At 73.4% G+C, this 12,590-nt stretch carries 10 protein-coding genes; 3 read left to right on the top strand and 7 right to left on the bottom strand.

Going from position 1 to position 12,590, the window contains the following annotated elements; translation table 11 throughout:
* Nucleotide 1: 1 nt before the first annotated feature.
* Together helR and BM290_RS20150 are read right to left on the bottom strand one after the other, a co-directional pair.
* Nucleotides 2–2,140, bottom strand: a complete 2,139-nt coding sequence (gene helR / locus BM290_RS20155; RefSeq protein ID WP_093616268.1) for an RNA polymerase recycling motor ATPase HelR — start codon at nt 2,138–2,140, stop codon at nt 2–4.
* A 130-nt stretch (nt 2,141–2,270) separates the two neighbouring features.
* Entirely contained in the window at nt 2,271–3,251 is a 981-nt protein-coding gene (locus BM290_RS20150) for an ArsR/SmtB family transcription factor (protein WP_093616266.1), read from the bottom strand.
* Nucleotides 3,252–3,317: 66 nt separating this feature from the next.
* Here BM290_RS20150 and BM290_RS20145 point away from each other — a divergent pair, with 66 nt between their 5' ends.
* The gene (locus BM290_RS20145; protein WP_093616264.1) at nt 3,318–4,688 is read left to right on the top strand and encodes an MFS transporter; all 1,371 of its coding nucleotides are present in this window, start codon (nt 3,318–3,320) and stop codon (nt 4,686–4,688) included.
* 154 nt (nt 4,689–4,842) lie between these two features.
* Here BM290_RS20145 and BM290_RS20140 read toward each other — a convergent pair whose 3' ends face one another.
* Genes BM290_RS20140 through BM290_RS20125 form a run of 4 tightly spaced genes read right to left on the bottom strand, consistent with a single transcriptional unit; the run spans nt 4,843 to nt 7,078 of the window.
* Complete coding sequence (locus BM290_RS20140) at nt 4,843–5,847, bottom strand: LLM class flavin-dependent oxidoreductase (RefSeq protein ID WP_093616262.1); 1,005 nt, start codon at nt 5,845–5,847, stop codon at nt 4,843–4,845.
* 6 nt (nt 5,848–5,853) lie between these two features.
* Entirely contained in the window at nt 5,854–6,333 is a 480-nt protein-coding gene (smpB, locus tag BM290_RS20135; protein ID WP_093616260.1) for an SsrA-binding protein SmpB, read from the bottom strand.
* Entirely contained in the window at nt 6,326–6,619 is a 294-nt protein-coding gene (locus BM290_RS20130) for a hypothetical protein (RefSeq protein WP_093616258.1), read from the bottom strand. The genes smpB and BM290_RS20130 overlap by 8 nt, the downstream gene beginning before the upstream one ends.
* A gap of 27 nt (nt 6,620–6,646) precedes the next feature.
* A complete protein-coding gene (locus tag BM290_RS20125; protein WP_093616256.1) occupies nt 6,647–7,078 on the bottom strand; it encodes a DUF1801 domain-containing protein in 432 nt (143 codons plus the stop codon).
* A gap of 24 nt (nt 7,079–7,102) precedes the next feature.
* Between BM290_RS20125 and BM290_RS20120 the strand changes: the two genes are divergently transcribed.
* A complete protein-coding gene (locus BM290_RS20120) occupies nt 7,103–7,861 on the top strand; it encodes a suppressor of fused domain protein (protein WP_093616254.1) in 759 nt (252 codons plus the stop codon).
* Between the two features lie 60 nt (nt 7,862–7,921).
* The gene (locus BM290_RS20115) at nt 7,922–11,218 is read left to right on the top strand and encodes a hypothetical protein (RefSeq protein WP_093616252.1); all 3,297 of its coding nucleotides are present in this window, start codon (nt 7,922–7,924) and stop codon (nt 11,216–11,218) included.
* 43 nt (nt 11,219–11,261) lie between these two features.
* Here BM290_RS20115 and BM290_RS20110 read toward each other — a convergent pair whose 3' ends face one another.
* On the bottom strand, nt 11,262–12,329 hold the full coding sequence (locus BM290_RS20110) for a cellulose binding domain-containing protein (RefSeq protein WP_093616250.1): 1,068 nt from the start codon (nt 12,327–12,329) through the stop codon (nt 11,262–11,264).
* Nucleotides 12,330–12,590 lie beyond the last annotated feature (261 nt).

The following is a 12,590-nucleotide window of genomic DNA, read 5'->3' as shown; positions in this document are numbered from 1 at the left end:
TCTAATCGGTCAGAACCGCCAACCGGCTCGTTGCGCGGGTCATCGCCACGTACCGGTCGACAGCGGCCTCGATGCCGTCCCCGCCCTCCGCGCCCGCCCCGGGCCCGTCCGGCTCGATCAGCACGACCAGGTCGAACTCCAGGCCCTTGACCAGTTCCGGGGTGAGCGCCCGCACCCGCTCCCGCGGCCGGAACGTCCGGTGGCCGATGACGCACGCGGTGCCCTCGGCATGCCCGGCCAGCCACGATTCCAGGATCGTGTCCAGCTCGGCGACCGTGCCGTGGTGCACCGGGACGCCGCTGGACCGGATCGACGTGGGGACGTTCGCGTCCGGCAGCACCGCCCGGATCACCGGCTCCGCCTCCGCCATCACCTCCGCCGGGGTGCGGTAGTTGACCGTCAGCGACGCCACCGAGATCCGCTCCAGGCCGGCCCGCTCCAGGCGCGCGGTCCACGAGTCGCGGAACCCGTGCCGGGCCTGCGCCCGGTCCCCGACCACGGTGAAACTGCCGGACGGGCAGCGTGCCAGCAGCATCTGCCACTCGGCGTCGGTCAGCTCCTGCGCCTCGTCCACCACCACGTGAGCGAACGGGCCGGCCAGCGGGTCCGCGTCGCCGGCCGGCAGCGCGCTGCCCTCGGCCAGCACCTCCCGCAGGTCCTGCTGGCGCAGCATGCTCATCAGCCCCTCGCCGTCGTCGTACTCGTTCGACGCGATCAGGTCCTCGACCACCCGGTCCATCCCGGCCCGCCCGGCCTCGACGGCGGCCGCCCGCCGGCGCTGCTCCCCGGCCGCCCGCGGGTCGCCGAGCAGACGACGGGCCGCGTCCAGCAGGGGCAGGTCCGCGACCGTCCACGCCCGCGGAAACGGCCGCTGCAGCGTACGGACCTCGGCGGCGCTCAGCCACGGCGCACACCGGCGCAGGTACGCCGGGACCGACCACAGATCCGCCACCAGGTCGTCCGCCCGCAGCACCGGCCACGCCCGGCCGAAGGCGGACCGCAGATCGGGGTCACGGGCCAGCTCCGCCTCGCCCGCCTCGGACCGGTCGGCCAGGATCGCCAGCAGCTCGGCCCACACCTGGTCGCGTGCCTCGTGATGCGGGGTGCCCGGATCCGGCACGGCGAAGGCCTCCGCCCAGTCCGCCGCCGTCACCGTCACGTCCTCGACGGTCAGCGTCGCCGTCGGCGGCTCCTGGTAGAAGCGCACCGCCGCCTCCATCGCCGCGACCATCCGCGCCTCCGACTTGAGCCGCGCCACCTCCGGGTCGGTCTCCGGGGCCGCGTCCGCGCCCTCCGGCGCCAGGTCCCGCAGCGTGCACGTCTGCACGTCCTCCTCACCGAGGTTGGGCAGCACGTCCGACACGTACGCCAGATAGGGCTCGTGCGGGCCGACGAAGAGCACCCCGCCCCGGCCCTTGGCCAGCCCCGGGTCGGAATAGCGCAGGTACGCCGTACGGTGTAGCGCCACCACCGTCTTCCCGGTGCCCGGCCCGCCGTCGACCACCAGCACCCCGGCCGCCCCGGCCCGGATGATCGCGTCCTGGTCGGCCTGGATGGTGCCGAGCACGTCGCGCATCCGCGGCGACCGGCCGGCGCCCAGGCTCGCGATGAACGCCGACTGGTCGTCCAGCGCCGCCGCGTGCCCGGCCAGCTCGTCGGCGGCGAACACCTCGTCCCAGTAGTCGCTCACCCGGCCGTCGGCCCACCGGTAGCGGCGGCGTGACGCCAGGCCCATCGGGTTGGCATGGGTGGCCCCGAAGAACGGTTCGGCCGCCGGTGACCGCCAGTCGACCAGCAGCCGGCCGCCCTCGCCGTCGGTCAGCCCGAACCGGCCCACGTAGACGGTGTCGCCGTTCGCGTACACCATGCGCCCCAGGCACAGGTCGAGGCTGAAGCGCCGCAGCGCCCGCAACCGGGAGCTCAGCCGGTGGACCGCGTCGTCCCGGTCGACCGCCTGCCGTCCCTTGCCGGCCGGCGCCCGCCGTTCGGCGTCGAGGCGTTCGGACAGCTCGGCGATCGACCGGGCCAGGCCGGCCGCCATGCCGGCGAAGTGCTGCTCGTCCGCGGCGATCAGCGCCGGCGCGGCCTTGGCGGCGAGCCGCTCGGGCAGGGCGAAGGCGCTGGTGGTGGAGAGAGTCACGGTGTCCCCGTTCGCGCAGAGGTTGTGCTTGAGCAGCGATTCTGCGCCGGGTACCGGGTCTTGCGGCAAGACCCCCTGTGTGCTATAGCTTAGAAGTGGCGGGAGGATGGTAAATCCTCATCCGCCCTTTTTATTGCCCGCCCTCGATCAGTGAATCACCGAGGGCCGTCCGGCGGTAGAGCACCGACCGGCCCGACCGGGCCCGCTCCACCAGCCCCGACCGGTGCAGCACCGCCAGGTGGTCACCGACCGCGCCGACCGCCATCCCGAACGCCCGCGCCAGCTGACTCGTGCTCGCCGTGTCGGCCAGCGAGTCCAGCAGCAGCGCCCGCGACCGCCCGAGCAGCGCCGCCAGATGCTCCGGGGCCGCCGCCGGCTCGCTCTCCAGCAGGGTCGCCACCCCGCGGGCCGGGTAGACGATCGCCTTCGGCCACGGCTCGTCGCCGTACACCGCGATCTCCGGCCAGATGAACACCGACGGGATCAGCAGCAGCCCCTCGCCGCCCAGCACGATCGTCCCCGGGCTCCGGCCGGCCAGGTCGATGCCGCCGGCCCGCCACCGCACCTTCGGATGCAGCCCCGCCAGCGCCGCCGCCCACCCGGAACGGCCCAGCTCGGCGGCCCGGTGCACGACGTCACGCTCACACAGCAGCCGCATCCGCGGCCAGTCGCCGGCCAGCAGCCGCTCCCACGCCGCCGCGAACGCCACGGCCAGCCGCTCCAGCACGTCCGCCCCGGTGAGCACCGCCCGTGCCGCGTCCCCGATCTCCGGCCGCCGCTCCAGGTAGTACCCGATCTCGGCCCGCGCCGCAGCGCCCGGAGCGGCCCGCAGCGCCGCCAGATCGTCGGCGATGGTCTGGCCGATCCGCTGCGGCGGAGGGCAGAGGAACGTCGCCCCCGAATCCGAGGTGTGCAGCGCGAGAACCGCGTCCACCGCCGGATCCGCCGCCCGCAATCGCGCGAACGGCGCCCGCAGCCGCCCCAGCCAGGACTCCGGAACGCCCCGGTTGTGCGGCCCCTCCAGCGCCCGCATCACGTTCTGCAGCTCGAAGACCGGCGACAACGCGAACCGGGTCCGCAGCAGATCCTCCGCGCCCACCTCGAACCGCATGCCCCGACCTTACGTCCAGTGGCGAAACATTCGCCGTGCCGGACCGCCCCCCGGCACGCTCACCGCATGACCGTCGCCACTCGCCCGGCCACTTACCGCGAGGTGTTCGCGGAGCCGGGCTTCCGCACCCTCTTCGCCGCCCGCACGTTCGCCATCAGCGCCACCTCGTTGCAGATCTTCGCGCTCTCCGTGCTCGTCTACACGACCACCGAGTCCCCGCTGCTCAGTGCCGTGGCGTTCGGCGCCGGTTTCCTGCCCCAGTTCGCCGGCGGCCTGCTGCTCGGCTCCCTCACCGACCGGCTCCGCTCCCGCCCGCTGATCGTCACCGGCTACGCCGTCGAAGCGGCCCTCTCCGCCGTCCTCGCCCTCGCCGACCTGCCGGTCGGCGTCGCCCTGGCCCTGGTCGCGGCGGTCGCCTGCTTCGCCCCCGTCTTCAACGGGGCAGCCGCCAAGGTCATCGCCGACCACCTCACCGGCGACGCCTACGTCCTCGGCCGTGCCGTCTCCAGCATGTCCTCGTCGTTCGCTCAACTCCTGGGCCTGGCCGGCGGCGGCGTCGCGGTGGCCGCCCTCGGCGCCGGCCACGCCCTCCTGCTGGCGGCCGCCTTCTTCCTGGTCGCCGCCACCATCGTCCAGACGTTCCTCCCGACCCCGCCCAGCCCTCCCGCCGCGCCGCCGGACCCTTCCGCGCCGCCAGGGCCTTTCGCGCCTTCCGCCCAGCCCGGCACATCCTCGCCGGTGGAGACCGCCACGCCGGTCCGCACCGCGACGACGGCCGCCTCCTCACCGCCGTCCTCCGCGGCCGCCCGTCCGGACTCACCGCCGTCGCCCGCGGCCGCCCGTCCGGACACCGGCCGAAGGAACGCGATCCAGGACAGCTGGACCGGCGCCACCGCCATGCTCACCGACCGCACCATCCGCCGCCTGCTACTCGCCCAGTGGCTGCCACCAGCCCTGGTAGTCGGCGCAGAAGCCCTGCTCATCTCCTACAGCGCGACCCGGGGCCTCTCCCCGGGCGCCAGCGCCCTCCTGATGGCCGGCCCCGCGATCGGCATGCTGATCGGCGACCTGGTGATCGGCCGTTTCGTAGCCCCGGCCCGGCGCGAACGCCTGGTGTCCCCCTTGGTGCTCCTGATGGGCGCCCCGCTGGTACTACTACCGGCCGCCCCACCGCTACCGGTCACCGCAGCCCTGCTGATCCTCTCCGGATTCGGCGCCGCCTACAGCCTCGGCCTCCAGCGGGCATTCCTCGAAGCAGCCCCCGAACACCGGGTAGGCCAACTCTTCGCCCTGCTCTCCACCGGTTTGATGGCCCTGCAGGGCGTAGGCCCCCTGCTGTCCGGCGCCCTGGCCGAACTGACCACCCCAGCCCTCGCCATAGCCTGCGCCGGCGCGGCGACGATGCTGGTAGCGGTAACAACAAGAAAACCGCGATAGAGGTACGGCCACACCTCTCCAACCGCACCCACCCGCCCCGAACCACCCCCACCGCAGCCGAAACCCCGGACCGCCCGCCTCTGCCGGGCTCATGCGGTGGTTCCCCACCCGGCCCCACCTCGAGCCAGGCGCCGCCCGAGCCCCTGATCGCCGGCTAGGTGAGGAGGTCCCGGACTCGGGGGACGACCTGGGTGGCGTACAGCTCGATGCATCTGGTCAGGTGCTCGGTGGGGAGGGGCCCGTGCGAGTACTTCAGGTCGAAGCGGTCGACGTCCAGGGCTCGTACCGTCGCGGCGATCTTCTGGGCGACGGTCTCGGGGGAGCCGACGTGCCAGGCGCCGTCGGTGACGTCGGCTTCGAAACGGTCGCGGGTCGCCGGTGGCCAGCCCCGTTCGCGGCCGATGCGGTCGAGGTTGCGGCGGGCGTGCGGCCACAGGATGTCGACGGCCTCCTGGTCGGTGGCGGCGACGAAGCCGGGGCAGTGCACGGCGATCGGCTGCGGTTCCTGGTCGAGTTCCTTGAGGGCCCGCCGGTACAGGTCGGTGTAGGGCGCGAACCGGGCCGGCGCCCCGCCGATGATCGCCAGGACGAGAGGCAGACCGTACTGGGCGGCGCGGACCACCGACTCCGGGCTTCCGCCGACGCCGATCCAGGTGCGGATGCGGCCGGACTCGGTTTTCGGGTAGACCTGCTGGTCACGCAGCGGCGGCCGGATCGAGCCCTCCCACGTGACCGGCCCCTCGTCGAGCAGCTCGGACATCAGGTCGAGTTTCTCGGCGAACAACCGCTCGTAGTCGGCCAGGTCGTACCCGAAGAGCGGGAACGACTCGGTGAACGACCCGCGGCCGAGCATGATCTCGGCCCGCCCGCCGGACACGGCGTCAAGTGTGGCGAAGCGCTCGAAAACCCGTACCGGATCATCGGAACTGAGAACCGTGACCGCCGTGCCCAGCCGGATCCGTTCGGTCCTCGCGGCGATCGCCGCCAGGACGATCTCCGGTGCGGAGATCGCGTAGTCGTCGCGGTGATGCTCGCCGACGCCGAAGAAGTCGACACCGAGCCGGTCGGCGAGCACACCCTGCTCGACGACGTCCCGGATGACCTGCGCGTAGGGTTTGCCGTTGACGTCGCCGAAGGTGTCGAGACCGAATTCCACCAAGGGATCTTAGCGGCGGCCCTTCAGGCGCCGGCCCATCTCCCTGGCGATCTCCTTCTTGGCGTCCCGCTCGGCCATGACCTGCCTCTTGTCGTACGACTTGAGGCCGCGCGCCAGGCCCAGCTCGACCTTCGCCCACCCGTCCTTGAAGTACAGCGACAACGGCACCAGGGTGAGGCCCGACCCCTCGTTCAGCTGATTGAGGATCTTGACGATCTCGACCTTGTGCAGGAGCAGTTTGCGGGTGCGCCGCGGCGCGTGGTTGGTCCACGAGCCGAACCCGTACTCCGCGATGTGCAGCCCGTAGAGCATCAGCTCGCCCTCGTGCTCCTGCGCGAACGTGTCGACGAGCGACGCCCGGCCCAGGCGCAGCGACTTCACCTCGGTGCCGGCCAGGACCAGGCCCGCCTCGTACGTCTTGAGGATCGCGTAGTCGTGCCGGGCCTTCTTGTTCGACGCGATCAGCTTGACGCCGGTCTCCCTAGGCATCGGGGTCGGCGCCGTTGAGGTCGGCCGGGATCGGCCGGCGCATCGAGTAGGTGACGCTGCTCAGCCGGTGCGGCTCGTCCTTCACGTGGATGACCGCCCGGTCGTACGCCTGCCAGCCGGCCTGTCCCGCGCGGTTCAGATGGCGCAGGTCGTCGAAACGCTCGTCGGTGCCCCAGCGCAGCACTCCGCCCGGATGGTGGAACGTCGCGGTCCAGTCCATGAAACGGTCGGCGCCGAGCGTGCCCGCCGCGCGGTACTCCAGCCGCGCGAATTCCCAGTTGTCCACGCCGATGATTATGCCGCCCGATTCGACCTATTGCTGTTCGGTGCTGAGCGTCTGACCGTCCAGATGCCGGAATCCCTTCGCCACCAGCGATTTCAGGACTTCCGGGTCGACGTCGGCGAGTCGTTTGAGGTAGAGGCACGACTTGCCGGTGGTGTGCGGGCCGAGCCGGTCGAGCAGGTCCTGGTAGCCGTCGAACCCGGGCGAGACGTAGAGCGTCAGCGCCTGCTTGCGCGGGGACAGCCCGACCGCCGGCCAGTCGCCGGAGCGTCCCGACGCGTACCGGTAGTGGTACTCGCCGAACCCGATGATCGCCGAGCCCCACATCACCGGCGCGGCGCCGGTCGCCTCGGCCATCAGCGCGCACGCCGCCTCCGCGTCGGCCCGCCGTTTCGGGTCGGCGACGGCGGCCAGGAAAGCGGTCACGTCACCGTCGTTGCGTGTGGTCCTCGGCTCCGCCATCAGGCCAGAGTAGGCTCCCCGGCCATGGTGGAGGGCGACGGCGTGCTGCGGCACCGGTACGTGCACGACGGTTTCGTGGCGGCGCAGGGCATGCGGCGGGAGGTCGCCGACGCCATCGACCGGCACATCGAGCAGTTCTTCGGGCCGGTCGAGTTCGTGTATCACGAGTTCGGGTCGCACCTGGTGGGCGTGCACGTCTACGTGATCGCGCCGACCGAGGCCCGGCCGTACCGGACGCTGATCACGTCCGGGATGAGCGAGCTGCCGATGACCGTTCCGGCGGGGGTCAGCCCGTACGCCGAGGTCATGCTCTGTCTTCCGGCGGACTGGCCGCTGGACACGGTGTATCCCGGCGACTCGGCGCCGGACTGGCCGATCGCGGTGCTCAAGCAGGTGGCGCGGCTGCCGCACGAGTACGGCACGTGGATCGGCGAGTGGCACTCCGTCCCGAACGGCGATCCGGCCGAGACGTACGCCGACGACGTCCCGTTCTGCGGTGTCGTCGTCGCCCCGATGCTGCGGGTTCCGGCCGCGGCCCGGGTGATCACCGCCCCGGACGGCATCGAGATCAATCTGCTCGCCGTGATCCCGCTGCACCGCGACGAGGTGGCCGCCAAGATCGAGCGGGGCACCGACGCGCTCATCGAGATCCTGGACCGTGGCGGGGTGACGGAACTGCTCGACCCCGGCCGCCCGTCGTTCGCCGTGGTGGAACAGAGCCTCAGCCAGTCGATCGACGAGTCCGATCGGTCGGAACTCGGTGAGCCGGCCGTCGATCGTTGACGCGTGCACCGGGCGGACCGCCCGGATATTCGATCTCGGCCCGGGGCGCCGGCGGGCACAATGAGCCGCGTGCTCGCCGCCACACGTGATCTCCTGGCCTCGCTGGACCCGCTGTCGTACCGGATGCGGATGACCCGCCTCGCGGAGTGGGCGCGGTCCGCCCCCGACCGCGCCCGCGTCTGCGCCGACCTGCGCGAGCAAGGTCCCTACGAGAGGCGGCTCGCGCTGGTCGCGGCGATGACGGCCGGCGCCGCCGACGAGATCGCCGCCGCGGTGTTCGACCCGCAGCCGTCGATCAGCGGCGCCGCGCTGACCATGGCGGTGCGCGCCGGCATCCCGGCCGGGGACCATGCCGACCGGCCGGCGGTGGACCGGCGCCGGGTCTATCGGACGCTGCGCCGCCACGTCCGGCCCGGCGACGCCGACGCGCTGATCGGCCGGGTTCGCGCCGAGTTCGGCGACGAGGAGGCCGCCGCGCTGCTGCCGGCCTGCGGATCCGGCACGGTCCGGGCGCTGCTGCCCGACCTGGAGCACGCGCTCAGCCCGGGACGGCTCGTGCGCCGGCATCCCGAGGTGCTGGTGGACCGGATCCGTGAGCGGCTGGCCGCGGCGCCGGCCGAGCGGCGGGACCGGATCTGGGCCGAGGCCGCCGGCGCCGTGCTGCGCTGTGCCCCGGAACAGGCACTGGACCTGCTCGAACAGTATGCGCCGGAGCGCTGGCTGCCCGGACCGCTACGAGCCTACGGCGTCCTTGCGGCGTACGACGCGCGCCGTCTCGTACCCCTGCTGGCCTCTCCCGGCCGTGCGGCCTGGCTGCGGCGCATCGTGCTGCCGCATGCGGTGCTGCGCCGCCTCGCCACGCTGCCCACCGCCGAGCTGGCGCCGCTCGCGGCCCGGCTCCGGGAGAACGACAGGGGGCTGGCCGCGCTGCTCCGCGCCGTCGCGCCGGCACGCCGGGCCGAACTCTACGACCACGCCATGGCCGAGGTCGACGTGACAGCGTGGGCGCCCGCGGACGTGATCATGGAGGTGCTGCCCGCCGGCGTCCGGATCCGCGAGGCGACCCGCATGCTGGCGATGCCGGAGGTGCGGGAGCGGGAGGATTCGGTGTACCGGTGGAGCGCCTGTCTGGCCTGGCCGGAGGCCTCGGCCGCGCTGGAGACGGCGCTGCGTTCCGGTGATGCGGCGGTGCGTGCGACCGGGTACACCCGGCTGCTGGCCGCCGCCCGCCGATCCCGCGATCCGCGGACGGTCGCCGAGGCGATGGGCCGGCTGGGCCGGCTGCGCAACGAGCAGGATCCGGTACGGGCGGCGGCGCTCACCGCGCTCTCCGGGACGGCGCCGCTGCTCACCGCGGACACCGCGCCCGGCCTCACCCGGCTGACCACCGACGCGGTCGAGGCCCGGGACGCGTCGGCGGCGAGCATGCGGGCGCTGAGCGGGCTGGCCGCCGACGTGCTGCGGCATCATGTCCGGGTGCCGGAGCTGCGGGAGTGGGCGCTGCTCACCACCGATCTGGTGACCAGCGGGTCGCAGGCGCCGACGCTGCGCCGTTTCGGCGCCGTGTTGCGCCGCGGCGACGAGGCGGCGGTCTTCGACCGGTTGCGGGGCTGGGTCGAGGCCGGTGTGGCGCGTGGCCGGTACGGCCCGCTGTTCGCGCTGACCCACGCGCTCGACGGTCGCGCCCGCAACGTGCCGGAGCTGCAGGAGCTGCTGCGCCGCGCGATCGGGCCGGAGACGCTGCCGTCGGTCGCGCGGACGGCGATCGCGCTGTGGCTGGACGACCCGCGCACCCGTGCCGAGCGGGTGGCCGAGGTTCTCGAGATCGACGCGAGCGCGGTGATGATCGACCCGGTGTGGCCGACCCTGTGCAAGGTTCGTACCGACCTGCTGGACCGGGTGCTGGACCGGGCGCCGCGCGGCCGGTTCGTGGACGCGCGGATCCGGTGGGCGCCGGCGTGGGCGCCGCACTGCGACCGCTGGCTGCCGCGCCAGCAGGCCAGGTTCCTGGCCCTCCAGGAACAGATCATCGCGGACACCGGGCAGGGGGTCTGGCAGCGCGCGGCCGCGGTCCGGGCCGCCGCGCGAGTGCCCGCCGGCGGTCGTGAAGCGACGCTGCGCCACGTCGGCGCGCCGGAGGTGCCGATCGCCGAGGCGGCGCTGGGCGCGCTCGTCTGGACCGACCGCCCGGCCGACGCGCTGCCGGTGCTGCTGGGCCATGCCGGCGGAGACCGGGCACGCGTGGCGCTGTACGCGGCGGGACGTGCCGCCCAGCACGTGCCTCCGTCCCGGCTGCCCGAGGTGCTCGGTCCCCTGCTGACCGGCGACACCAAGGTCACCAGCCGGAAGGAGGCGGCACGGCTGCTGGCCCGCTACGGGCCTCCGCACATGATGGGGATGCTGCTCGACGCGTACACCCATCCGGCCGCGCACCGCGACGTGCGCGCGGCGATCGTCTCCGCCGCCCGGCAGCGCCTGGACGCCGAGGCCGCCTGGCGGATCCTGGAGACCGCGCTGACCGGCAGCCGGGAGGAGCGGCAGGCGGTCCTGGACGCGCGGGCGTCCACGATCCCGGCCCGTCACCGCCCGCGCTACGGCGCACTGATCGTCGCCTCGTGCCGGGTCGCCGATCGGGAGGTCCGGCGCGCCGCGTTCGGGCGGCTGAACGAGTGGGCGCCCTGGCTCGACGGGCTCACCGGCCTGGTGGTGGACCGGATCACCGATCTGGGCGAGACGATCGGCGTCATGGAGTTCGCCGAGCTGCTGGCGGCCGGCGGCGACGAGGTCTTCGGCCCCGCTCTGACCCGGCTGGTGGAGCGCGACGCCGCCGACGACCGGCCCGGCGGCCCCGGCACCGACCGGCCCGCCCGGCGCCGGGTCGCGTGGCTCGCCCAGGCCGCGGCCCACCGCTCCGCCGCCCGCCCGGCCGGAGCCGACCGGTCCGTTCTCGTCGACCGGGCACGGTGGCTGGCCGACCGGCCCGGCTTCGCCCCGATCGCCGTCCGGCTGCTCGTCGACCTGGGCCGGCTGGACAACCTCGGCGAGGTCGCCGATCGGTGTGCCGGCCGGCCCGTCCTGGCCGTACGGGCGGCCGAGCACCTGACGCAGCGGATGCGGGACCTGTCCGCCTTCCACGACACCGGTGCCCTGGCGCGTCTCGCCGGCCGGCTGGCGGCTCGCGGTGATCTCGCCGGTGGCCTGCTCGCTCTGGCCCTGGCCGAGTTCGGTCACGACGTCGGCTGGACGGCGCCCTGGCCGGATCTCGTCCACGAGCTGCGACGCCACCCCGAGGCCGGGGTACGCGACGAGGCGATCGACCTGGACATGGCCGCGCCGAAGCACACCTGGACGTCGTGAGCGCCGGCCGGTGGAGCCAGGGGACCCACCGGCCGGACGGATGTCACGCGATGGCGGCCTGGACGGCGGGCAGCCAGCGGGCGGCGATCTTCACGTTGCCGGCGTCGTTGGGGTGGACTCCGTCGTACGTGTCGGTGGCGGTGGTGAAGCCGGTCCACTGGTCGACCACGGTGATCGGCGACGCGGCCGTGCTCAGCGACGCCGCCCAGGCCGGGATCGCGGCGTTGAGGGTGACGACGCGCTGGCCGCAGTCGGCGCAGGTGGACGGGTTCAGCGGGATGATCTGCGCGACGACGATCTTCATCTTCGGGTTCGACGCGCGCATCTGCCCGACCAGGGTGGTGTACGCGTTGAGGATCGTGGCGGCCGGGACGTTGCTCCACGCGTCGTTGGTCCCGAAGTGCATCAGCACCACGTCCGGCCGGCTCGCGGAGAGCCACGCGGGCAGCTGGTTCTGGCTCGCCACGTTGGTGACCAGGAAACCGCCGTGCCCCTCGTGCTCGCCGTCGTACGGGAAGCCGCACCCGTCGCCGGGCAGGGTGCCGACGAAGTCGACCCGGGCGGCCGGGAGCTGCTGCCAGAGCAGGGCGCGCCAGCAGCCGGGCGAGCCGGTGATCGAGTCACCGAGAGCCATGATCCGCTTCACGGCGCCGGCGCTCGGCGACGGGCTGGGCAGTCCGCTGGCGTCACTGGGCTCGGGCTCGATCCCTCCCGTGCACCGCACACCGTTGAGAGTGAAGGAGGCCGGCACCGGGTTGCTGCCGGTCCACGAGCCGTTGAAGCCGAACGACGCCTTGCCGTTGGTGGCCACCGAACCGTTCCAGGCGGCGTTGCGGACGGTCGCCGTCGAGCCGGACTGGGTGACGGAGCCGTTCCACAGCTGGGTGATGCTCTGGCCGGCCGGGAACGTGAACACCAGCGACCAGCTGGTGATCGGGTCGCCGAGGTTGGTGACGTCGACGGCGGCGCCGAAGCCGCCCTGCCACTGACTGCTGACGGTGTACTTGACGGCGCAGCCGGCGGCGGCGCTCGCACCGGTCGCGACGGCGAAACCGCCGAGCGTCAGCAGCGCGGTGACCAGACTGAGGACGGTCCATTTTCGTCTTTGCACGGTTGCCTCCGGGGATGTGCTTGACGGGCGTGCGGGGACGGAGCACGCTGGGAGCGCTCCCAATTAACGCACATCAATGGGCTGGGAGAGAACGGCTATCCGTCTGTTCGTCGTCGCGCACCGGAGAGGCAGTGAAAGCGCATGGAGAGGCGCTGGTGCTGGGCGAGACGTGCGGCGCGAATGGGATGGGTGCCGCATGGGTGAGCGGCCGCGGTGGAGTGGGGTCGGCAGCGCGGGGGCGCAGCGATCTCACGGCGGTCG

The sequence above is a fragment of the Actinoplanes philippinensis genome, from assembly GCF_900113015.1.
GTDB lineage: Bacteria > Actinomycetota > Actinomycetes > Mycobacteriales > Micromonosporaceae > Actinoplanes > Actinoplanes philippinensis.
This window is presented reverse-complemented; position numbering and strand designations above follow the sequence as displayed.

Excerpts from the sequence above, each read along its gene's own strand:
- BM290_RS20125 (WP_093616256.1), bottom strand. The coding sequence starts at position 7,078 with ATGGCGGAGCCGAGGACCACACGCAACGACGGTGACGTGACCGCTTTC.
- BM290_RS20120 (WP_093616254.1), top strand. The coding sequence starts at position 7,103 with ATGGTGGAGGGCGACGGCGTGCTGCGGCACCGGTACGTGCACGACGGT.
- BM290_RS20145 (WP_093616264.1), top strand. The coding sequence starts at position 3,318 with ATGACCGTCGCCACTCGCCCGGCCACTTACCGCGAGGTGTTCGCGGAG.
- BM290_RS20150 (WP_093616266.1), bottom strand. The coding sequence starts at position 3,251 with ATGCGGTTCGAGGTGGGCGCGGAGGATCTGCTGCGGACCCGGTTCGCG.
- BM290_RS20115 (WP_093616252.1), top strand. The coding sequence starts at position 7,922 with ATGAGCCGCGTGCTCGCCGCCACACGTGATCTCCTGGCCTCGCTGGAC.
- smpB (WP_093616260.1), bottom strand. The coding sequence starts at position 6,333 with ATGCCTAGGGAGACCGGCGTCAAGCTGATCGCGTCGAACAAGAAGGCC.